The sequence below is a fragment of the Bacillus sp. FSL K6-1033 genome, from assembly GCF_038630765.1.
GTDB lineage: Bacteria > Bacillota > Bacilli > Bacillales > Bacillaceae > Bacillus > Bacillus altitudinis.
On sequence record NZ_CP152041.1, the window covers coordinates 94,667 to 118,182 of the forward strand.

At 45.6% G+C, this 23,516-nt stretch carries 12 protein-coding genes, 9 tRNA genes, 5 rRNA genes and 1 other annotated feature; all 26 genes read left to right on the top strand.

All coding sequences use genetic code 11. The features are described from left to right. Positions 1–173 precede the first annotated feature (173 nt). The 26 genes from MHH31_RS00500 (at position 174) to cysS (ending at position 23,515) form a co-directional block, all read left to right on the top strand. Positions 174–3,104: ribosomal RNA gene (locus MHH31_RS00500) — 23S ribosomal RNA — on the top strand. A 61-nt stretch (positions 3,105–3,165) separates the two neighbouring features. Then, positions 3,166–3,281 (top strand): 5S ribosomal RNA (rrf, locus tag MHH31_RS00505). 782 nt (positions 3,282–4,063) lie between these two features. Further along, positions 4,064–4,139 (top strand) — tRNA-Val (locus MHH31_RS00510). A gap of 33 nt (positions 4,140–4,172) precedes the next feature. Then, positions 4,173–4,248 (top strand) — tRNA-Thr (locus tag MHH31_RS00515). 37 nt (positions 4,249–4,285) lie between these two features. Then, positions 4,286–4,361: transfer RNA gene (locus tag MHH31_RS00520), tRNA-Lys, on the top strand. Positions 4,362–4,368: 7 nt separating this feature from the next. Next, positions 4,369–4,451: transfer RNA gene (locus tag MHH31_RS00525), tRNA-Leu, on the top strand. 30 nt (positions 4,452–4,481) lie between these two features. Next, positions 4,482–4,553 (top strand) — tRNA-Gly (locus tag MHH31_RS00530). A gap of 12 nt (positions 4,554–4,565) precedes the next feature. Continuing rightward, positions 4,566–4,651, top strand: a tRNA-Leu gene (locus MHH31_RS00535). Positions 4,652–4,662: 11 nt separating this feature from the next. After that, positions 4,663–4,739, top strand: a tRNA-Arg gene (locus MHH31_RS00540). 7 nt (positions 4,740–4,746) lie between these two features. Beyond that, a tRNA-Pro gene (locus tag MHH31_RS00545) sits at positions 4,747–4,823 on the top strand. A gap of 8 nt (positions 4,824–4,831) precedes the next feature. Then, positions 4,832–4,907 (top strand) — tRNA-Ala (locus MHH31_RS00550). A 127-nt stretch (positions 4,908–5,034) separates the two neighbouring features. Then, positions 5,035–6,583: ribosomal RNA gene (locus tag MHH31_RS00555) — 16S ribosomal RNA — on the top strand. 182 nt (positions 6,584–6,765) lie between these two features. After that, positions 6,766–9,696: ribosomal RNA gene (locus MHH31_RS00560) — 23S ribosomal RNA — on the top strand. Between the two features lie 61 nt (positions 9,697–9,757). Further along, positions 9,758–9,873, top strand: a 5S ribosomal RNA gene (gene rrf, locus MHH31_RS00565). Together the 16S, 23S and 5S rRNA genes with 9 tRNA genes alongside form the textbook arrangement of a ribosomal RNA operon. Positions 9,874–10,050: 177 nt before the next feature. Then, positions 10,051–10,515: a CtsR family transcriptional regulator gene (locus tag MHH31_RS00570; protein WP_003217184.1), complete on the top strand. Its 465-nt coding sequence runs from the start codon at positions 10,051–10,053 to the stop codon at positions 10,513–10,515. A 14-nt stretch (positions 10,516–10,529) separates the two neighbouring features. After that, a complete protein-coding gene (locus tag MHH31_RS00575; RefSeq protein ID WP_007496258.1) occupies positions 10,530–11,087 on the top strand; it encodes a UvrB/UvrC motif-containing protein in 558 nt (185 codons plus the stop codon). A gap of 4 nt (positions 11,088–11,091) precedes the next feature. Beyond that, the gene (locus MHH31_RS00580) at positions 11,092–12,183 is read left to right on the top strand and encodes a protein arginine kinase (protein ID WP_008345444.1); all 1,092 of its coding nucleotides are present in this window, start codon (positions 11,092–11,094) and stop codon (positions 12,181–12,183) included. After that, positions 12,180–14,615 (top strand): ATP-dependent protease ATP-binding subunit ClpC, encoded by a 2,436-nt coding sequence (clpC, locus tag MHH31_RS00585; protein ID WP_007496263.1) that lies wholly within the window; start codon positions 12,180–12,182, stop codon positions 14,613–14,615. Before MHH31_RS00580 ends, clpC begins: the two co-directional genes overlap by 4 nt. Positions 14,616–14,708: 93 nt before the next feature. Then, positions 14,709–16,088 (top strand): DNA repair protein RadA, encoded by a 1,380-nt coding sequence (gene radA, locus MHH31_RS00590; protein ID WP_017359160.1) that lies wholly within the window; start codon positions 14,709–14,711, stop codon positions 16,086–16,088. Positions 16,089–16,090: 2 nt separating this feature from the next. Continuing rightward, the gene (gene disA, locus MHH31_RS00595; protein WP_007496267.1) at positions 16,091–17,170 is read left to right on the top strand and encodes a DNA integrity scanning diadenylate cyclase DisA; all 1,080 of its coding nucleotides are present in this window, start codon (positions 16,091–16,093) and stop codon (positions 17,168–17,170) included. A 153-nt stretch (positions 17,171–17,323) separates the two neighbouring features. After that, entirely contained in the window at positions 17,324–18,424 is a 1,101-nt protein-coding gene (locus tag MHH31_RS00600) for a PIN/TRAM domain-containing protein (protein ID WP_047946821.1), read from the top strand. A 13-nt stretch (positions 18,425–18,437) separates the two neighbouring features. Next, positions 18,438–19,127 (top strand): 2-C-methyl-D-erythritol 4-phosphate cytidylyltransferase, encoded by a 690-nt coding sequence (gene ispD, locus MHH31_RS00605; RefSeq protein ID WP_008345432.1) that lies wholly within the window; start codon positions 18,438–18,440, stop codon positions 19,125–19,127. A gap of 3 nt (positions 19,128–19,130) precedes the next feature. Continuing rightward, a complete protein-coding gene (gene ispF, locus MHH31_RS00610) occupies positions 19,131–19,607 on the top strand; it encodes a 2-C-methyl-D-erythritol 2,4-cyclodiphosphate synthase (RefSeq protein ID WP_007496273.1) in 477 nt (158 codons plus the stop codon). Positions 19,608–19,701: 94 nt separating this feature from the next. Beyond that, complete coding sequence (gltX, locus tag MHH31_RS00615; RefSeq protein ID WP_039169429.1) at positions 19,702–21,153, top strand: glutamate--tRNA ligase; 1,452 nt, start codon at positions 19,702–19,704, stop codon at positions 21,151–21,153. After that, positions 21,154–21,383: a binding site (T-box leader), on the top strand. It abuts the gene before it with no gap. An 81-nt stretch (positions 21,384–21,464) separates the two neighbouring features. Next, positions 21,465–22,118 carry a serine O-acetyltransferase gene (cysE, locus tag MHH31_RS00620; protein WP_017366453.1) on the top strand — a complete coding sequence of 218 codons (654 nt, stop codon included), beginning with the start codon at positions 21,465–21,467 and terminating at the stop codon, positions 22,116–22,118. Continuing rightward, entirely contained in the window at positions 22,115–23,515 is a 1,401-nt protein-coding gene (gene cysS, locus MHH31_RS00625) for a cysteine--tRNA ligase (RefSeq protein WP_212357611.1), read from the top strand. Before cysE ends, cysS begins: the two co-directional genes overlap by 4 nt. The last annotated feature ends 1 nt before the right edge of the window (position 23,516 follow it).

Genomic DNA, 23,516 nt, shown 5'->3' on the forward strand with positions numbered 1-23,516 from the left:
TATGGAGCAGCGTACGTTTTTCGTCTTGTTTAGTTTTGAAGGATCATTCCTTCAAACATGTCTCTAGCGAGACAGGATTGTTCTTTGAAAACTAGATAACAATAAGTAATACATTCACATTGAATGCAATGCAAAGTTCATCACACATAGTGATTCTTTCTAAAGTAAGAAATGGTTAAGTTAGAAAGGGCGCACGGTGGATGCCTTGGCACTAGGAGCCGATGAAGGACGGGACGAACACCGATATGCTTCGGGGAGCTGTAAGCAAGCTTTGATCCGGAGATTTCCGAATGGGGAAACCCACTGCTCGTAATGGAGTAGTATCCATACTTGAATACATAGAGTATGAGAAGGCATACCCGGGGAACTGAAACATCTAAGTACCCGGAGGAAGAGAAAGCAAATGCGATTCCCTGAGTAGCGGCGAGCGAAACGGGAACAGCCCAAACCAAGAGGCTTGCCTCTTGGGGTTGTAGGACACTCTATACGGAGTTACAAAGGAACGATATAAGCGAAGAGGTCTGGAAAGGCCCGCCAAAGAAGGTAACAGCCCTGTAACTGAAATGTTGTTCTCTCCAGAGTGGATCCTGAGTACGGCGGAACACGTGAAATTCCGTCGGAATCCGGGAGGACCATCTCCCAAGGCTAAATACTCCCTAGTGACCGATAGTGAACCAGTACCGTGAGGGAAAGGTGAAAAGCACCCCGGAAGGGGAGTGAAATAGATCCTGAAACCGTGTGCCTACAAGTAGTCAGAGCCCGTTAACGGGTGATGGCGTGCCTTTTGTAGAATGAACCGGCGAGTTACGATCCCGTGCAAGGTTAAGCAGAAGATGCGGAGCCGCAGCGAAAGCGAGTCTGAATAGGGCGCATGAGTACGTGGTCGTAGACCCGAAACCAGGTGATCTACCCATGTCCAGGGTGAAGTTCAGGTAACACTGAATGGAGGCCCGAACCCACGCACGTTGAAAAGTGCGGGGATGAGGTGTGGGTAGGGGTGAAATGCCAATCGAACCTGGAGATAGCTGGTTCTCTCCGAAATAGCTTTAGGGCTAGCCTCAAGGTAAGAGTCTCGGAGGTAGAGCACTGATTGGACTAGGGGCCCCTACCGGGTTACCGAATTCAGTCAAACTCCGAATGCCGATGACTTATCCTTGGGAGTCAGACTGCGAGTGATAAGATCCGTAGTCGAAAGGGAAACAGCCCAGACCGCCAGCTAAGGTCCCAAAGTATACGTTAAGTGGAAAAGGATGTGGAGTTGCTTAGACAACCAGGATGTTGGCTTAGAAGCAGCCACCATTTAAAGAGTGCGTAATAGCTCACTGGTCGAGTGACTCTGCGCCGAAAATGTACCGGGGCTAAACGTATCACCGAAGCTGCGGACTGTTCTTACGAACAGTGGTAGGAGAGCGTTCTAAGTGCAGTGAAGTCAGACCGGAAGGACTGGTGGAGCGCTTAGAAGTGAGAATGCCGGTATGAGTAGCGAAAGACGGGTGAGAATCCCGTCCACCGAATGCCTAAGGTTTCCTGAGGAAGGCTCGTCCGCTCAGGGTTAGTCGGGACCTAAGCCGAGGCCGAAAGGCGTAGGCGATGGACAACAGGTTGATATTCCTGTACCACCTCCTCACCATTTGAGCAATGGGGGGACGCAGGAGGATAGGGTAAGCGCGGTATTGGATATCCGCGTCCAAGCAGTTAGGCTGGGAAATAGGCAAATCCGTTTCCCGTGAAGGCTGAGCTGTGATGGCGAGCGAAATTTAGTAGCGAAGTTCCTGATTCCACACTGCCAAGAAAAGCCTCTAGCGAGGTGAGAGGTGCCCGTACCGCAAACCGACACAGGTAGGCGAGGAGAGAATCCTAAGGTGATCGAGAGAACTCTCGTTAAGGAACTCGGCAAAATGACCCCGTAACTTCGGGAGAAGGGGTGCTTCTTAGGGTGTTAAAGCCCCGAGAAGCCGCAGTGAATAGGCCCAGGCGACTGTTTAGCAAAAACACAGGTCTCTGCGAAGCCGTAAGGCGAAGTATAGGGGCTGACGCCTGCCCGGTGCTGGAAGGTTAAGAGGAGCGCTTAGCGTAAGCGAAGGTGCGAATTGAAGCCCCAGTAAACGGCGGCCGTAACTATAACGGTCCTAAGGTAGCGAAATTCCTTGTCGGGTAAGTTCCGACCCGCACGAAAGGCGCAACGATCTGGGCACTGTCTCAACGAGAGACTCGGTGAAATTATAGTACCTGTGAAGATGCAGGTTACCCGCGACAGGACGGAAAGACCCCGTGGAGCTTTACTGCAGCCTGATATTGAATGTTGGTACAGCTTGTACAGGATAGGTAGGAGCCTTGGAAACCGGAGCGCTAGCTTCGGTGGAGGCATCGGTGGGATACTACCCTGGCTGTATTGACCTTCTAACCCGCTGCCCTTATCGGGCAGGGAGACAGTGTCAGGTGGGCAGTTTGACTGGGGCGGTCGCCTCCTAAAATGTAACGGAGGCGCCCAAAGGTTCCCTCAGAATGGTTGGAAATCATTCGCAGAGTGTAAAGGCACAAGGGAGCTTGACTGCGAGACCTACAAGTCGAGCAGGGACGAAAGTCGGGCTTAGTGATCCGGTGGTTCCGCATGGAAGGGCCATCGCTCAACGGATAAAAGCTACCCCGGGGATAACAGGCTTATCTCCCCCAAGAGTCCACATCGACGGGGAGGTTTGGCACCTCGATGTCGGCTCATCGCATCCTGGGGCTGTAGTCGGTCCCAAGGGTTGGGCTGTTCGCCCATTAAAGCGGTACGCGAGCTGGGTTCAGAACGTCGTGAGACAGTTCGGTCCCTATCCGTCGCGGGCGCAGGAAATTTGAGAGGAGCTGTCCTTAGTACGAGAGGACCGGGATGGACGCACCGCTGGTGTACCAGTTGTTCTGCCAAGGGCATCGCTGGGTAGCTATGTGCGGACGGGATAAGTGCTGAAAGCATCTAAGCATGAAGCCCCCCTCAAGATGAGATTTCCCATTCCGCAAGGAAGTAAGATCCCTGAAAGATGATCAGGTTGATAGGTCTGAGGTGGAAGCGTGGTGACACGTGGAGCTGACAGATACTAATAGATCGAGGACTTAACCTATATTCTAATGTGAAAAATGAACATTGTTATCTAGTTTTGAGAGAACATTCTCTCCATCAGGTTTGGTGGCGATAGCGAAGAGGTCACACCCGTTCCCATACCGAACACGGAAGTTAAGCTCTTCAGCGCCGATGGTAGTTGGGGGTTTCCCCCTGTGAGAGTAGGACGCCGCCAAGCTTTTCAAAGGATCAGTTCCAGTCGGAACTGGTCTTTTTTGTGTTTTAATAAATGATATATCTATTTATATTGAAAATAGTGGTCTTTCACTACATTCTCAATAACTCATTCATTTCATCCCCTTCACTGGAATTCTAGACATTCTATAAAATTCTTATCATCCAACCTCGTCGCTCGCTCATCTTGCTAAGAGTCAACATCGAAAGAGTAAACATGTCTAAAAAGGGTCTTCTCCTCTGGCAACCATATGTAGCGAACTGCGCTTGCTGCTAGATCATTGAAACCTACATAAGAGAGCAAAGGGCATCTTGGTTTGCTAATGAGAGAGGGGAGGAAGATTTGAGTTAAGCACCACAATGTTTGATGAGGCAGGGGAACACTGAGACGAATTTTTGGAAAATGACCAGGATCAATTTAATATAAAGCAAATATACAAAATGGTTTCTCGGAAAAATAAAATAATAAAAAAATTCGTTTCTATATGCACGTTATCTGAGGATTTAAGGAATAAAACAAACATTTTTCAGCTTTAAAAGAGCTGTTTTTACATTGAAAAAGCGCTATTAATGCCCTTTTTAACAAAAAAACATAAAAAAATGAAAAAAAGACTTTTAAAATGAAGAGACAAGTGGTAAACTTCTTTAGGTGCCTTAACGAAAAGATGTGAAAAAATAGCTTTAAAATAAATTCAAAAATTATTTTAAAAAAGTCTTTACAAACAATATCTTATCGTTATATAATACTATTTGTCAGATCGAGAGGCATTCGAAACGACATGATATGGAGGATTAGCTCAGCTGGGAGAGCATCTGCCTTACAAGCAGAGGGTCGGCGGTTCGAGCCCGTCATCCTCCACCATATTTATTCTTACATAATGTTAGGATAGATAAAGCCGGTGTAGCTCAACTGGTAGAGCAACTGACTTGTAATCAGTAGGTTGGGGGTTCAAGTCCTCTTGCCGGCACCACTTTCATATGGTAAGATAGACAAGTCGCTTTAAAAGCGAGCCATTAGCTCAGTTGGTAGAGCATCTGACTTTTAATCAGAGGGTCGAAGGTTCGAGTCCTTCATGGCTCACCATTTTCATGCGGGTGTGGCGGAATTGGCAGACGCGCTAGACTTAGGATCTAGTGTCTTTATGACGTGGGGGTTCAAGTCCCTTCACCCGCATTGCCAAACAACATAAAGAAATCCTGTAATGCGGAAGTAGTTCAGTGGTAGAACACCACCTTGCCAAGGTGGGGGTCGCGGGTTCGAATCCCGTCTTCCGCTTATACCATCCACGCCGGGGTGGTGGAATTGGCAGACACACAGGACTTAAAATCCTGCGGTAGGTGACTACCGTGCCGGTTCAAGTCCGGCCCTCGGCATTATAAAATAAGCGCCCGTAGCTCAATTGGATAGAGCGTTTGACTACGGATCAAAAGGTTAGGGGTTCGACTCCTCTCGGGCGCGCCATTAAGATCGGGAAGTAGCTCAGCTTGGTAGAGCACTTGGTTTGGGACCAAGGGGTCGCAGGTTCGAATCCTGTCTTCCCGACCATCTTTTATGGGGCCTTAGCTCAGCTGGGAGAGCGCCTGCCTTGCACGCAGGAGGTCAGCGGTTCGATCCCGCTAGGCTCCACCAATATGATCTTTGAAAACTAAACAAGACAAAACGTACCTGTTAATTCGAGTTTTTATAAAAAAATCCTATGATACATCATAGGTAGTCAGTCAAACGCTGACGAAAAACAAAACTTCGGTTTTGTATTTTTTCGGAGAGTTTGATCCTGGCTCAGGACGAACGCTGGCGGCGTGCCTAATACATGCAAGTCGAGCGGACAGAAGGGAGCTTGCTCCCGGATGTTAGCGGCGGACGGGTGAGTAACACGTGGGTAACCTGCCTGTAAGACTGGGATAACTCCGGGAAACCGGAGCTAATACCGGATAGTTCCTTGAACCGCATGGTTCAAGGATGAAAGACGGTTTCGGCTGTCACTTACAGATGGACCCGCGGCGCATTAGCTAGTTGGTGAGGTAACGGCTCACCAAGGCGACGATGCGTAGCCGACCTGAGAGGGTGATCGGCCACACTGGGACTGAGACACGGCCCAGACTCCTACGGGAGGCAGCAGTAGGGAATCTTCCGCAATGGACGAAAGTCTGACGGAGCAACGCCGCGTGAGTGATGAAGGTTTTCGGATCGTAAAGCTCTGTTGTTAGGGAAGAACAAGTGCAAGAGTAACTGCTTGCACCTTGACGGTACCTAACCAGAAAGCCACGGCTAACTACGTGCCAGCAGCCGCGGTAATACGTAGGTGGCAAGCGTTGTCCGGAATTATTGGGCGTAAAGGGCTCGCAGGCGGTTTCTTAAGTCTGATGTGAAAGCCCCCGGCTCAACCGGGGAGGGTCATTGGAAACTGGGAAACTTGAGTGCAGAAGAGGAGAGTGGAATTCCACGTGTAGCGGTGAAATGCGTAGAGATGTGGAGGAACACCAGTGGCGAAGGCGACTCTCTGGTCTGTAACTGACGCTGAGGAGCGAAAGCGTGGGGAGCGAACAGGATTAGATACCCTGGTAGTCCACGCCGTAAACGATGAGTGCTAAGTGTTAGGGGGTTTCCGCCCCTTAGTGCTGCAGCTAACGCATTAAGCACTCCGCCTGGGGAGTACGGTCGCAAGACTGAAACTCAAAGGAATTGACGGGGGCCCGCACAAGCGGTGGAGCATGTGGTTTAATTCGAAGCAACGCGAAGAACCTTACCAGGTCTTGACATCCTCTGACAACCCTAGAGATAGGGCTTTCCCTTCGGGGACAGAGTGACAGGTGGTGCATGGTTGTCGTCAGCTCGTGTCGTGAGATGTTGGGTTAAGTCCCGCAACGAGCGCAACCCTTGATCTTAGTTGCCAGCATTCAGTTGGGCACTCTAAGGTGACTGCCGGTGACAAACCGGAGGAAGGTGGGGATGACGTCAAATCATCATGCCCCTTATGACCTGGGCTACACACGTGCTACAATGGACAGAACAAAGGGCTGCGAGACCGCAAGGTTTAGCCAATCCCACAAATCTGTTCTCAGTTCGGATCGCAGTCTGCAACTCGACTGCGTGAAGCTGGAATCGCTAGTAATCGCGGATCAGCATGCCGCGGTGAATACGTTCCCGGGCCTTGTACACACCGCCCGTCACACCACGAGAGTTTGCAACACCCGAAGTCGGTGAGGTAACCTTTATGGAGCCAGCCGCCGAAGGTGGGGCAGATGATTGGGGTGAAGTCGTAACAAGGTAGCCGTATCGGAAGGTGCGGCTGGATCACCTCCTTTCTAAGGATATATGGAGCAGCGTACGTTTTTCGTCTTGTTTAGTTTTGAAGGATCATTCCTTCAAACATGTCTCTAGCGAGACAGGATTGTTCTTTGAAAACTAGATAACAATAAGTAATACATTCACATTGAATGCAATGCAAAGTTCATCACACATAGTGATTCTTTCTAAAGTAAGAAATGGTTAAGTTAGAAAGGGCGCACGGTGGATGCCTTGGCACTAGGAGCCGATGAAGGACGGGACGAACACCGATATGCTTCGGGGAGCTGTAAGCAAGCTTTGATCCGGAGATTTCCGAATGGGGAAACCCACTGCTCGTAATGGAGTAGTATCCATACTTGAATACATAGAGTATGAGAAGGCATACCCGGGGAACTGAAACATCTAAGTACCCGGAGGAAGAGAAAGCAAATGCGATTCCCTGAGTAGCGGCGAGCGAAACGGGAACAGCCCAAACCAAGAGGCTTGCCTCTTGGGGTTGTAGGACACTCTATACGGAGTTACAAAGGAACGATATAAGCGAAGAGGTCTGGAAAGGCCCGCCAAAGAAGGTAACAGCCCTGTAACTGAAATGTTGTTCTCTCCAGAGTGGATCCTGAGTACGGCGGAACACGTGAAATTCCGTCGGAATCCGGGAGGACCATCTCCCAAGGCTAAATACTCCCTAGTGACCGATAGTGAACCAGTACCGTGAGGGAAAGGTGAAAAGCACCCCGGAAGGGGAGTGAAATAGATCCTGAAACCGTGTGCCTACAAGTAGTCAGAGCCCGTTAACGGGTGATGGCGTGCCTTTTGTAGAATGAACCGGCGAGTTACGATCCCGTGCAAGGTTAAGCAGAAGATGCGGAGCCGCAGCGAAAGCGAGTCTGAATAGGGCGCATGAGTACGTGGTCGTAGACCCGAAACCAGGTGATCTACCCATGTCCAGGGTGAAGTTCAGGTAACACTGAATGGAGGCCCGAACCCACGCACGTTGAAAAGTGCGGGGATGAGGTGTGGGTAGGGGTGAAATGCCAATCGAACCTGGAGATAGCTGGTTCTCTCCGAAATAGCTTTAGGGCTAGCCTCAAGGTAAGAGTCTCGGAGGTAGAGCACTGATTGGACTAGGGGCCCCTACCGGGTTACCGAATTCAGTCAAACTCCGAATGCCGATGACTTATCCTTGGGAGTCAGACTGCGAGTGATAAGATCCGTAGTCGAAAGGGAAACAGCCCAGACCGCCAGCTAAGGTCCCAAAGTATACGTTAAGTGGAAAAGGATGTGGAGTTGCTTAGACAACCAGGATGTTGGCTTAGAAGCAGCCACCATTTAAAGAGTGCGTAATAGCTCACTGGTCGAGTGACTCTGCGCCGAAAATGTACCGGGGCTAAACGTATCACCGAAGCTGCGGACTGTTCTTACGAACAGTGGTAGGAGAGCGTTCTAAGTGCAGTGAAGTCAGACCGGAAGGACTGGTGGAGCGCTTAGAAGTGAGAATGCCGGTATGAGTAGCGAAAGACGGGTGAGAATCCCGTCCACCGAATGCCTAAGGTTTCCTGAGGAAGGCTCGTCCGCTCAGGGTTAGTCGGGACCTAAGCCGAGGCCGAAAGGCGTAGGCGATGGACAACAGGTTGATATTCCTGTACCACCTCCTCACCATTTGAGCAATGGGGGGACGCAGGAGGATAGGGTAAGCGCGGTATTGGATATCCGCGTCCAAGCAGTTAGGCTGGGAAATAGGCAAATCCGTTTCCCGTGAAGGCTGAGCTGTGATGGCGAGCGAAATTTAGTAGCGAAGTTCCTGATTCCACACTGCCAAGAAAAGCCTCTAGCGAGGTGAGAGGTGCCCGTACCGCAAACCGACACAGGTAGGCGAGGAGAGAATCCTAAGGTGATCGAGAGAACTCTCGTTAAGGAACTCGGCAAAATGACCCCGTAACTTCGGGAGAAGGGGTGCTTCTTAGGGTGTTAAAGCCCCGAGAAGCCGCAGTGAATAGGCCCAGGCGACTGTTTAGCAAAAACACAGGTCTCTGCGAAGCCGTAAGGCGAAGTATAGGGGCTGACGCCTGCCCGGTGCTGGAAGGTTAAGAGGAGCGCTTAGCGTAAGCGAAGGTGCGAATTGAAGCCCCAGTAAACGGCGGCCGTAACTATAACGGTCCTAAGGTAGCGAAATTCCTTGTCGGGTAAGTTCCGACCCGCACGAAAGGCGCAACGATCTGGGCACTGTCTCAACGAGAGACTCGGTGAAATTATAGTACCTGTGAAGATGCAGGTTACCCGCGACAGGACGGAAAGACCCCGTGGAGCTTTACTGCAGCCTGATATTGAATGTTGGTACAGCTTGTACAGGATAGGTAGGAGCCTTGGAAACCGGAGCGCTAGCTTCGGTGGAGGCATCGGTGGGATACTACCCTGGCTGTATTGACCTTCTAACCCGCTGCCCTTATCGGGCAGGGAGACAGTGTCAGGTGGGCAGTTTGACTGGGGCGGTCGCCTCCTAAAATGTAACGGAGGCGCCCAAAGGTTCCCTCAGAATGGTTGGAAATCATTCGCAGAGTGTAAAGGCACAAGGGAGCTTGACTGCGAGACCTACAAGTCGAGCAGGGACGAAAGTCGGGCTTAGTGATCCGGTGGTTCCGCATGGAAGGGCCATCGCTCAACGGATAAAAGCTACCCCGGGGATAACAGGCTTATCTCCCCCAAGAGTCCACATCGACGGGGAGGTTTGGCACCTCGATGTCGGCTCATCGCATCCTGGGGCTGTAGTCGGTCCCAAGGGTTGGGCTGTTCGCCCATTAAAGCGGTACGCGAGCTGGGTTCAGAACGTCGTGAGACAGTTCGGTCCCTATCCGTCGCGGGCGCAGGAAATTTGAGAGGAGCTGTCCTTAGTACGAGAGGACCGGGATGGACGCACCGCTGGTGTACCAGTTGTTCTGCCAAGGGCATCGCTGGGTAGCTATGTGCGGACGGGATAAGTGCTGAAAGCATCTAAGCATGAAGCCCCCCTCAAGATGAGATTTCCCATTCCGCAAGGAAGTAAGATCCCTGAAAGATGATCAGGTTGATAGGTCTGAGGTGGAAGCGTGGTGACACGTGGAGCTGACAGATACTAATAGATCGAGGACTTAACCTATATTCTAATGTGAAAAATGAACATTGTTATCTAGTTTTGAGAGAACATTCTCTCCATCAGGTTTGGTGGCGATAGCGAAGAGGTCACACCCGTTCCCATACCGAACACGGAAGTTAAGCTCTTCAGCGCCGATGGTAGTTGGGGGTTTCCCCCTGTGAGAGTAGGACGCCGCCAAGCTTTTCAAAGGATCAGTTCCAATCGGAACTGGTCTTTTTTGTGTTTTTGGGACGTTTGGCACCAGATAAATGTGGAAATAATATTGTTAGTTGAGCGATTATCTTGAAAAATCGATCGAAAAAATTTATAGTAAGATTAAAGTCAAATATAGTCAAAGTCAATGGAGGAGGAGGCGGAGTGGCACAAAATATTTCTGATATCATCGAGCAGTATTTGAAGGAAGTCTTGGATCAGAATGGTCGAGAAATATTAGAAATTAAACGCAATGAAATTGCAGATAAGTTTCAATGCGTACCTTCACAAATTAACTATGTTATCAATACACGCTTTACGAGCGAAAGAGGTTATATCGTCGAAAGTAAGCGTGGCGGCGGTGGCTATATCCGAATCATTAAAGTCAAAATGAATGATGAAGTCGATTTATTGAACAACATTATTTCCCAAATATATCATCGTTTATCACAGGCTGCATCTGATCATATCATTATGCGTCTTGTTGAGAACAACATTTTATCCGAAAGAGAAGCAAAGATGATGATTAGTGTCATGGACCGTTCTGTTTTACACATTGATTTACCTGAACGAGATGAACTGCGGGCTCGGATGATGAAAGCGATGTTGAATGCTTTGAAATTAAAGTAAAGCGGGTGAAAAGATTGATTTGTCAAGAATGCAATGAGAGACCAGCCACTTTTCACTTTACGAAAGTAATAAATGGAGAAAAACAAGAAATGCACATATGTGAACAATGTGCAAAAGAAAACAGTGATTCATATGCTATGAGTGGAAACCAAGGTTTCTCGATTCACAACTTATTATCAGGCTTATTGAATATTGATCCTAGCTTTACCACAAGTGCGAATAAAGGATCATCTATTTTTCAAGAGGCAAGAGAAGTGGATCAATGTCCTAAGTGTGGCTTAACTTTTCAGCAATTCAGGAAAACAGGCCGTTTTGGCTGTGCAGAATGTTATCGAACCTTTGATCAGTATTTAAATCCTGTTTTAAGGAAAGTCCATAGTGGAAATACAGTCCATAATGGAAAAGTCCCTAAACGGATTGCCGGCAGTCTGCATGTTCGCCGGAAACTTGAGTTAATGCAGCAAGAACTGAAGCAGCTGATTGAACAGGAAGAGTTTGAAAAAGCAGCGGAAGTTCGAGATCAAATTCGTGCGTTAGAGCATGAGCAATCTCAGCAGAGGGAGGGAGATTAACGACATGTCGCTCCAGCATTTTATTCAAGACGCATTAAGTCAATGGATGAAACAGAAAGGACCAGAAAGTGACATTGTTCTAAGCAGTCGTATTCGGCTGGCACGCAATCTAGAGCATGTTCGTTTCCCAACTCAGTTTTCTCAAGAGGAGGCTGAAGCTGTTCTTCAGCAATTCGAGCAAAAGTTTGCGAGCCAGGAAGTGAAGGACATTGGAAACTTTGTTCTGATTCGAATGAATGACACGCAGCCTTTGGCTAAAAGGGTACTTGTTGAAAAGCACTTGATTAGCCCCAATTTAGCAGAATCAAGATTTGGCGGCTGTTTGCTTTCAGAAAATGAAGAAATCAGTGTCATGCTGAATGAGGAAGACCATATTCGTATTCAATGCTTGTTCCCAGGATTTCAGCTGGCTAATGCACTAAAAGCAGCTAACCAAATAGATGACTGGATTGAAGAGCAAGTGGATTATGCATTTTCTGAAAAGCGAGGATACTTAACGAGCTGTCCGACCAATGTAGGTACAGGTATTAGGGCTTCAGTCATGATGCACTTACCAGCATTAGCCCTGACAAGACAAATGAATCGCATTATTCCTGCAATTAATCAATTAGGTCTTGTGGTCAGAGGAATTTATGGTGAGGGTAGCGAAGCAATAGGGAACATCTTTCAAATTTCAAATCAAATGACACTGGGTCAATCAGAAGAAGATATTGTAGATGACTTGAATAGTGTGACGGCGCAGCTCATTGAACAAGAGCGATCTGCACGTAAGGCATTATATCAGACGTCTAAAATTGAACTTGAAGACAGAGTGTACCGTTCCTTGGGGATTTTGGCTAATTGTCGCATGATTGAATCTAAGGAAACGGCTAAGTGTTTGTCAGATGTGCGACTTGGAATTGATTTAGGTATCATTAAGGGGCTTTCAAGTAATATACTGAATGAACTCATGATTTTGACACAGCCTGGCTTCCTTCAGCAATATTCAGGAGGAGCCTTGGAACCAAATGAAAGAGATATAAAACGAGCAGCAATTATCAGAGAAAGGCTGCGCTTAGAAATGCATAGGAATGGACAGGAGGATGAAACGATATGATGTTTGGAAGATTCACTGAAAGAGCTCAAAAGGTATTAGCACTTGCACAAGAAGAAGCCATTCGCCTAGGCCATAAGAACATCGGTACAGAGCATATTTTACTTGGTCTTGTACGTGAAGGTGAGGGCATCGCCGCAAAAGCATTAGAAGCACTGGGCCTTGTTTCAGATAAAATCCAAAAAGAAGTCGAGAGCTTGATTGGAAGAGGGCAAGAGGTGTCTCAAGCTATTCCTCATTACACACCTAGAGCGAAGAAGGTTACGGAGCTTTCTATGGATGAAGCGAGAAAGCTTGGTCATTCCTATGTAGGGACAGAACATATTCTTTTAGGTCTTATTCGTGAGGGAGAGGGTGTAGCTGCCCGTGTCTTAAATAACCTCGGAGTGAGCTTAAATAAAGCACGCCAGCAAGTATTGCAGCTTCTAGGCAGCAATGAAACGGGTGCATCTGCGGCAGGATCTAATAGCAATGCCAATACACCAACTTTAGATAGCTTGGCAAGAGACTTAACGGCTATTGCGAAAGAGGACAGCTTGGACCCTGTGATTGGCCGCAGCAAAGAAATTCAGCGTGTCATTGAGGTCCTAAGTAGAAGAACAAAGAATAACCCTGTCTTGATTGGTGAGCCTGGTGTTGGTAAAACAGCGATCGCAGAAGGCCTCGCACAGCAAATTATTCACAACGAAGTGCCTGAAATTCTGCGTGATAAACGAGTCATGACACTTGATATGGGAACCGTTGTAGCGGGAACGAAATATCGTGGTGAATTCGAGGATCGTTTGAAAAAAGTCATGGACGAAATCCGTCAGGCTGGAAATATCATTCTCTTCATTGATGAGCTTCATACACTGATTGGTGCAGGTGGAGCAGAGGGTGCGATTGATGCCTCTAATATTCTAAAACCATCTTTAGCACGTGGTGAGCTTCAATGTATCGGGGCAACAACGTTAGATGAGTACCGTAAATATATTGAAAAAGATGCTGCACTTGAACGTCGATTCCAGCCAATTCAAGTGGACCAGCCATCTGTTGATGAAAGTATTCAGATTTTAAGAGGGCTTAGAGACCGTTATGAAGCACATCACCGTGTGTCTATTACAGATGAAGCCATTGAGGCGGCGGTAAAGCTTTCTGATCGTTATATCTCCGATCGTTTCCTTCCAGATAAGGCGATCGACTTAATTGATGAGGCGGGTTCAAAAGTTCGCTTACGTTCTTTCACAACACCGCCTAATCTAAAGGAACTTGAGCAAAAGCTGGATGAAGTACGCAAGGAAAAGGATGCAGCTGTTCAAAGTCAAGAATTTGAAAAAGCCGCTTCTCTTCGTGATACGGAGCAACGTTTGCGTGAAAAGGTAGAAGTGACGAAGAAATCTTGGAAAGAAAAGCAGGGACAAGAGAATTCAGAGGTTTCTGTGGATGATATCGCAATGGTTGTTTCTAGCTGGACGGGAGTACCTGTTTCAAAAATTGCTCAAACAGAAACAGATAAGCTTCTAAACATGGAACAATTGCTCCACTCTCGCGTCATTGGACAGGATGAAGCAGTTGTTGCTGTTGCAAAAGCTGTAAGACGTGCCCGTGCTGGACTAAAAGATCCGAAACGTCCGATTGGCTCCTTTATTTTCTTAGGGCCAACAGGTGTTGGTAAGACTGAGCTTGCAAGAGCACTCGCCGAGTCTATCTTCGGTGATGAAGAAGCGATGATTCGTATTGATATGTCTGAGTACATGGAAAAACACTCGACTTCAAGACTTGTTGGATCACCTCCAGGCTATGTGGGCTATGATGAGGGCGGTCAGCTGACTGAAAAAGTGAGAAGAAAGCCGTATTCTGTCGTGCTTCTAGATGAGATTGAAAAGGCGCACCCTGATGTGTTTAACATCTTACTTCAAGTGTTAGAAGATGGTCGTCTCACTGATTCTAAAGGTCGTACTGTTGACTTTAGAAATACGATTTTGATTATGACTTCAAACGTTGGAGCTAGTGAGCTGAAGCGCAATAAATATGTTGGCTTTAACGTGCAGGATGAAAGTCAAAATTACAAAGATATGAAAGGCAAAGTAATGGGTGAGCTGAAACGTGCGTTTAGACCAGAGTTCATCAACCGTATTGATGAAATCATTGTCTTCCACTCACTCGAAAAGAAACATCTAAAAGAGATTGTGTCTCTCATGTCTGATCAATTGACAAAACGACTAAAAGAGCAGGACCTTTCAATTGAATTGACGGAAGCAGCAAAAGCCAAGATTGCCGACGAAGGTGTAGATCTTGAGTATGGTGCTCGTCCGTTAAGAAGAGCGATTCAAAAGCACGTCGAGGATCGACTTTCTGAGGAATTGCTGAAAGGCAATATTGAAAAGGGCCAACATATCGTATTAGATGTAGAAGATGGAGAAATTGTCGTAAAAGCAACGGCTGCTACGAACTAATATAGTAAGAAAAAAGTGTGAGGCATACCAGAAAGTTGGATGCCTCCCTTTACTTATTTTCTGACCAGTATAAGGAGTTGTATTCTTCAATCTATGGCTAAGTCAAAATCAAAATTTATATGCCAATCGTGCGGTTATGAGTCAGCCAAATGGATGGGGAAATGTCCCGGCTGCGGCACTTGGAACAGTATGACAGAAGAGGTCGTTCGTAAAGAGCCGGCAAATCGTCGAAGTGCGTTTAATCATTCTGTTCAAACCATTCAAAAACCTTCACCTATATCTGCAATTGAAACATCCGAAGAACCCCGAATTAAAACGAATTTAGAAGAATTTAACCGAGTATTAGGAAGTGGAATTGTCAAAGGTTCACTCGTTCTTATTGGCGGTGATCCTGGGATTGGGAAGTCCACACTATTATTACAAGTTTCAGCACAGCTATCAGATCAAAATCAGAATGTGTTATACATATCTGGTGAGGAATCAATCAAACAAACGAAGCTTAGGGCGGACCGTCTCGGTATTGAAAGTGCCTCTTTACATGTTTTGGCTGAAACCGATATGGAGTATATAACGTCTGCTATACAAGAGATGAAACCCGCTTTTGTTGTGGTCGATTCAATTCAAACCGTTTATCAAAGCGATATCACGTCAGCTCCTGGATCTGTTTCTCAGGTGAGGGAATGCACTGCCCAGCTGATGAAAATTGCCAAGACGAATGGTATTCCTATTTTTATCGTTGGTCACGTGACGAAGGAGGGCTCGATTGCTGGGCCGCGCCTTTTAGAGCATATGGTAGATACAGTTCTTTATTTTGAAGGGGAGCGCCATCATACGTTTCGTATTTTACGGGCAGTGAAAAACCGTTTTGGTTCAACGAATGAATTAGGAATTTTTGAAATGAGAGAGGAAGGGCTCACAGAGGTATTAAACCCATCAGAAATCTTCTTAGAAGAGCGGTCAGCAGGTGTATCTGGATCGTGTGTTGTTGCCTCAATGGAAGGAACAAGACCTGTTCTAGTGGAGATACAAGCACTTATTTCACCGACGAGCTTTGGGAATCCACGGAGAATGGCTACTGGCCTTGATCATAACCGAGTGTCATTGCTTATGGCCGTTTTAGAAAAACGGGTAGGGCTGCTACTGCAAAACCAAGATGCCTACTTAAAGGTCGCAGGTGGTGTGAAACTTGATGAACCAGCGATAGACTTGGCTATTGCCGTTAGTATTGCATCAAGTTTTAAAGATGCAGCGCCGCATCAAGCAGATTGCTTTATAGGAGAAGTGGGTCTGACGGGAGAAGTCAGAAGAGTATCAAGAATTGAACAGCGTGTGCAGGAAGCTGCTAAACTAGGATTTAAGCGAATGTTTATTCCTCAGGCGAATATAGATGGATGGAAAAAACCGAGAGGGATTGAGTTAGTCGGTGTAGAAAATGTAGCAGAGGCACTTCGTATTTCACTAGGGGGATCATAGAAATGGAAAAAGAGAAAAAAGGAGCGAGAGAAGTCGATCTCTTAGATATTGTCCAGTTTGTGGCACCGGGGACACCCCTGCGGGCAGGGATTGAAAACGTCCTAAGAGCCAATACTGGAGGGCTCATTGTTGTTGGTTATAATGATAAAGTGAAAAGTGTGGTAGATGGAGGATTTCATATTAATTCTGCTTTCTCCCCAGCACATTTATATGAATTGGCGAAGATGGATGGGGCGATTATTTTAAGTGACTCTGGTCAAAAGATCTTGTATGCGAATACACAGCTCATGCCGGATGCAACCATTCATTCATCAGAAACAGGTATGAGACACCGAACGGCTGAACGTGTAGCAAAGCAGACAGGTTGCTTAATCATTGCCATTTCTGAACGTCGGAACGTCATTACCTTATACCAAGGGAATCGACGATATACGTTGAAAGATATTGGTTTTATTTTGACGAAGGCCAACCAAGCGATACAAACACTTGAGAAATATAAAACCATTTTAGATCACGCCATTTCTGCGTTAAGCGCCTTAGAATTTGAAGAGCTTGTGACCTTTGGTGATGTATTATCCGTGCTACATCGTTATGAAATGGTACTTAGAATCAAAAATGAAATCAATATGTATATCAAAGAGCTTGGGACAGAAGGACACTTGATCCGTCTGCAAGTCAATGAGCTGATTACAGATATGGAGCAGGAAGCGGCGTTATTTATTAAAGATTACGTGAAAGAAAAGATCAAAGATCCATATGTGCTGCTGAAACAGCTCCAAGATATGTCGAGCTTTGAACTTTTAGATGATTCCATTTTGTACAAGTTACTCGGCTATCCAGCATCTACAAATATTGACGAATATGTGTACACTAGAGGATACAGATTACTTCATAAAATCCCTAGACTGCCTATGCCAATCGTTGAAAACGTGGTCGAAGCATTTGGTGTGCTAGATCGAATTATGGAAGCAGATGTACAAGATTTGGATGAAGTAGAAGGAATTGGAGAAGTAAGAGCGAAAAAGATAAAAAAAGGATTAAAAAGACTGCAAGAAAAACATTATATCGACCGTCAGCTATAAAAAGAGAAATTTTTCTTAAATACGGTTAAAAATGGATGAATATGGGTATATTAATGATGGTTTTGTTTTCTGTTCATGATGATAGGAAACTTAAGCATATATCAATGTCAGATGAAGGTGGATTGACAGATGAAAAATAAAGGAGGTGAAGGTATGTTAAAAAGAATCGTTCAGGCGTTTTTTATCATTTTCGGTGCAGTTGTAGGGATTTTTATCATTCCAGAGTTATTTCTGCTGTTAAATTTGAAGGACATACCTTTCATAACAAATGCTTACTCTTCAGCACTAATAGGAGCCGCTGTGTTCTTTATCATTGGTAAATGGTGCACAGGCTATGTGGTTAATTGGGTGAAATGGATCGAGGATTCTCTATTGAAGGCGCCTCTTCCTGATCTTATATCTGGAAGTTTCGGTTTAGTATTTGGACTTATTCTAGCATATCTTATTGTAAACGTGATCCCGCTAAACAATATCCCATATCATATTTTTGGTACCATTATTCCGATTTTCCTGGCTTTCTTTTTAGGATACCTTGGATTTCAGGTAGGGTTTAAGAAGAAGGATGAAATGATGGGGCTGTTCTCCCGATCTGCAAAGGTCACAAAGAAAAAAGGAGCAGCTGATGATGAACCTGAAATAGAAGATAAAAAGCTGAAAATTTTAGACACAAGTGTTATCATTGATGGAAGAATCGCAGATATTTGTCAAACTGGATTCCTAGAAGGTGTGATGGTCATTCCTCAATTTGTACTCGAGGAATTACAGCATATTGCAGACTCTTCTGATGTATTAAAGAGAAATAGAGGCCGAAGAGGTCTTGATATTTTAAATCGTATCCAAAAAGAACTGGATATTAAAGTTGAAATTTACGAAGGTGACTTTGAAGATATTCAAGAGGTTGACAGCAAGCTTGTGAAACTCGCTAAGTTAACTTCAGGTGTTGTTGTGACAAATGATTTTAATTTAAATAAAGTATGCGAACTTCAAAAAGTAGCAGTGTTAAACATCAATGATCTAGCCAATGCAGTCAAACCGGTTGTGCTGCCTGGGGAAGAAATGAAGGTACAGGTCATTAAAGATGGGAAAGAGCATAACCAAGGTGTTGCTTACTTAGATGACGGTACGATGATTGTGGTCGAAGAAGGACGCAATTATATTGGAAAAGACATTGATGTGCTCGTCACGAGTGTGCTGCAAACTGCTGCTGGAAGAATGATTTTTGCGAAGCCAAAACTTCTGGAGAAGGCGCTCTAAAGGGAGAACGAACATGTATTATGAAGTAGTTATTCCGGCTGCGGGGCAGGGGAAGCGAATGAAGGCCGGCCGCAATAAACTTTTTATTGAATTGAAAAGAATGCCGGTCATCATCCACACACTGAAGGTGTTTGACGCTCATTCGCAATGCAGACGCATGATCTTAGCGATCAATGAAGAAGAGCGTCGTGACTTTGAAAGGCTACTGAAGGTACACGCTTTTCAAACGCCTGTTTCACTTGTCACTGGCGGTGAAGAACGGCAGCAAAGTGTATACGAAGGATTGAAGGCTGTGCAAGATGCGGACATCGTGCTTGTTCATGATGGCGCAAGGCCTTTTATTAAGCATACACAGATTGACTTGCTCGTTAAAGCAGCGATTGAAAAAGGCTCCGCAGTCGTAGCGGTACCAGTGAAAGACACAATCAAACGCGTTCAAGAAGGCAAAGTGGAACAAACCATTGAACGTCAGAGCTTGTGGGCAGTCCAGACCCCACAAGCTTTTCGTCATTCTATTTTAAAAGAAGCGCATGAACATGCGGAGCGGACAGGCTTTCTTGGAACAGATGACGCCAGTCTTGTGGAACAATTACACGGTGAGAGTGTGTATATTGTCCAAGGAGACTATACCAATATTAAACTGACAACACCGGATGATTTATTGGTTGCCAAGGCAATTATGGATGCGGAAAGAGGGTACTAGAACATGTTTAGAATAGGACAAGGTTTTGATGTGCATCAATTAACAGAGGGAAGACCTCTTATTATTGGCGGTGTGACGATCCCTTATGAAAAGGGTCTACTTGGGCATTCAGATGCGGATGTACTGCTTCATACTGTGGCGGATGCCTGCCTAGGTGCGATTGCAGAAGGAGATATCGGCAGACATTTCCCAGACACGGATCCGGAGTTTAAAGATGCAGACTCTTTTAAATTACTTCAACACGTGTGGGCACTTGTAAAAGAAAAAGGCTATACACTGGTGAATATCGATTGCACGATCATGGCGCAAAAGCCAAAGATGGCACCATACATTCAGCCAATGTGTGAGAAAATCGCAGAAGCCCTTGAGGCAGATGTCACACAGGTGAATGTCAAAGCAACAACAACAGAGAAACTTGGATTTACAGGAAGAGGCGAAGGAATTGCCTCTCAAGCAACCGTACTTCTTCAGAAAAAGTAAAATCCGTTTTGATGAGAATGGGTTTTGATGATAAAATACGTTTATAAAAAATTGGTGTCAGACAACATGATGCAGATGAAAGGAAGTTAAACTCATGGGAAATGAAGTGCGTGTTCGTTATGCACCGAGTCCAACTGGTCATTTACATATTGGGAATGCTAGAACGGCTCTTTTCAACTATTTGTTCGCACGCAGTCAAGGCGGCAAATTTATTATTCGAATCGAGGATACGGATCAAAAGCGTAATGTAGAAGGCGGAGAAGAAAGCCAGCTTCGCCACCTGCAATGGCTCGGGATTGATTGGGACGAGAGCATTGATAAAGATGGCGGCTACGGTCCTTACAGACAATCAGAGCGTAATGATATTTACAAAAAATATTATGACGAGCTACTAGCGAAAGATTTGGCATATAAGTGCTATTGTACGGCTGAAGAACTAGAAGAAGAGCGTGAAGCACAAATTGCCCGCAGTGAAATGCCACGATATTCTGGTAAATGCAGTCATTTATCAAAAGAAGAAGAGGACAAGCTGATTGCGGAAGGAAGAGAGCCAAGCATCCGCTTCCGAGTGCCTAAAGGAGAAATCATCAAATTTGACGATATGGTCAAAGGCGAGATTTCATTTGAAACAGACGGCATCGGTGACTTTGTTATTGTGAAGAAAGATGGTACGCCAACGTATAACTTCGCTGTAGCGGTGGATGATCATTTGATGAAAATGACTCACATTCTTCGCGGTGAGGATCACATCTCGAATACACCTAAACAAATTATGGTCTTCAATGCATTTGGCTGGGATGTTCCGCTGTTCGGACATATGACGCTGATTGTAAACGAGAACCGCAAGAAATTAAGCAAGCGTGATGAATCAATTATCCAGTTCATCGAACAGTATAAGAACTTGGGCTATTTACCAGAAGCTTTGTTTAACTTCATTGCACTGCTTGGATGGTCTCCAGTTGGTGAAGAGGAACTATTTACAAAAGAGCAGTTCATCGATATTTTCGATGTCAATCGACTTTCTAAGTCACCAGCTCTATTTGATATGCATAAACTAAAATGGGTGAATAACCAATACGTGAAAGCACTTGATCTTGATCAAGTTGTGGCACTTACTCTTCCACATCTTCAAAAGGCGGGCAAGGTAAGCGAGCAGCTGACAGAAGAAGAAAACACGTGGGTGCGCAAACTCATTTCTCTATACCACGAGCAATTGAGCTACGGAGCAGAAATTGTTGAGTTAACAGAGTTGTTCTTTAAGGAACAAATTGAGTATAATCAAGAGGCAAAGGAAGTTCTTGCAGAAGAGCAAGTACCAGAAGTGATGGCTTCGTTTGCAGGTCAGCTTGAACGTCTTGAGTCTTTCACACCTGATGAAATCAAAGCTGCCATTAAAGCGGTACAAAAAGAAACAGGGCATAAAGGTAAGAAACTATTCATGCCAATTCGTGTGGCTGTCACTGGACAAACGCATGGCCCAGAGCTTCCGCAAAGTATTGAACTACTAGGTAAAGAGACGGTATTAAACCGCATTAAACAAATATAAGGAAAATCGTTGCGAGGGAGAAGTACAATGTTATCGTCCATCACAGAAAGAGTCTTCACCGGCTGAAAGAGACTTATGGGCAGACGTTGGAAATGCACCCTCAAGACCCTTGAGGAACACGTATGTTAGTATGCAAGGGCGGTACCCTCCGTTATGGGATGAAGTTGAGAAGGCTGCGAAATGAGGGCTTTCTAAACAGAGTGGAACCGCGTTTTCAAAACGTCTCTGTCATATGGCAGAGGCGTTTTTTATTTGTCCAAAAAAGAGAGTAAGTCCTAAGAGAGATTGATGGGGAAGAACGGGGGGAGCATGTGTTTTTCAAAATGCTGAAAGAAGATATTGATACTGTGTTTGATCAAGATCCTGCTGCTAGAAGCTATCTTGAAGTAGTGCTAACCTATTCAGGGCTTCATGCGATTTGGGCTCATCGTGTTGCGCATGCATTTTACAAGCGTAAGCTGTATTTTCTTGCGCGGATCATTTCTCAGGTCAGCCGGTTTTTCACAGGGGTTGAGATTCACCCAGCAGCAACCATCGGCCGGCGGTTCTTTATTGATCACGGCATGGGCGTCGTGATTGGGGAAACATGTGAAATTGGCGATAACGTCACTGTTTTCCAAGGCGTGACATTAGGGGGAACAGGGAAAGAAAAGGGAAAGCGGCATCCAACTATTTTGGACGATGCCCTGATTGCGACTGGTGCTAAGGTGCTCGGTTCCATTACCGTAGGAAAAGGTTCCAAGATTGGTGCGGGGTCTGTTGTGTTAAAAGACGTACCAGACCATTCCACTGTTGTAGGTATACCTGGGCGAGTGGTCGTTCAAAATGGAAAGAAAATCAATCGTGATCTCAATCATCAAGATTTGCCAGATCCAGTTTCTGATCGTTTCAAAGAATTGGAGCGAGAAATGGAAAAGCTAAAACGTGAGCTGGCTTCATTGAGCAGAAAGGAAGAACAATCATGACAATCAATATTTATAATACATTGACACGTAAGAAGGAAGAGTTTGTCCCACTTGAACCAGGAAAGGTCAAAATGTATGTATGCGGACCAACCGTGTATAACTACATTCATATCGGGAATGCAAGACCGGCCATTGTATATGACACGGTACGTAAGTATTTAGAATATAGCGGCTATGATGTGAATTTCGTATCCAACTTTACTGATGTGGATGATAAACTCATCAAAGCAGCAAATGAATTAGGCGAGGATGTCCCAACGATTGCTGATCGATTTATCCAAGCATACTTTGAGGACGTCAGTGCATTAGGCTGCAAAAAAGCAGACCTTCACCCGCGAGTGACAGAAAATATGGATGATATCATTGCGTTTATCGCCACATTGATTGAAAAAGGCTACGCCTATGAAGCAGATGGTGACGTGTATTACAGCACACGCTCATTTGAAGGCTACGGAAAACTGTCTCACCAATCGATTGATGAACTAAAGACAGGTGCCCGTATTCGTGTAGGTGAGAAGAAACGAGATGCGCTGGACTTTGCTTTATGGAAGGCTGCAAAGGACCAAGAAATCTCATGGGATAGCCCATGGGGCGAAGGACGCCCAGGCTGGCATATCGAATGCTCAGCCATGGTTAAAAAATATTTAGGTGATACGATCGATATTCATGCAGGCGGACAGGATTTAACCTTCCCTCATCATGAAAATGAAATCGCTCAATCTGAGGCTTTGACAGGCAAACCTTTTGCAAAGTATTGGATGCATAACGGATATATTAATATTGAGAATGAAAAAATGTCAAAATCACTAGGCAACTTTGTGCTCGTGCATGACATTGTGAAAGAACAAGATCCTGACGTACTTCGATTCTTTATGTTGTCGGTTCACTACCGTCATCCAATTAACTACTCAATGGACTTACTAGAGAGTACAAAGAGTGCGTTTAACCGACTCAAAACGTCGTATGCTAATTTACATCATCGCCTTGAAAGCAGCACGAATATCACAGAAGATAATGCTGAATGGCTGACGAAGGTTGAAGAGCAGCGAGCGACGTTTATTTCTGAAATGAATGATGACTTCAATACGGCAAATGCGATCTCTGTTTTATTCGAACTTGCGAAACAGGCGAATTATTATATGGAAAATGATCATACTTCGGAGGAAGTGATCAAGGCATTTATCGGATTGTTCCAAGAAATCACATCCGTCCTCGGCTTCTCACTAGAAGAAAAGCACACGCTTGACGAAGAGGTAGAAGCATTAATTGAGAAGCGGAATGAAGCTAGAAGGAATCGTGACTTCGCATTGTCTGATCAAATTCGTGACCAGTTAAAGAGCATGAATATTGTATTGGAGGACACTCCTCAAGGTACGCGCTGGAAAAGAGGAGAATAGG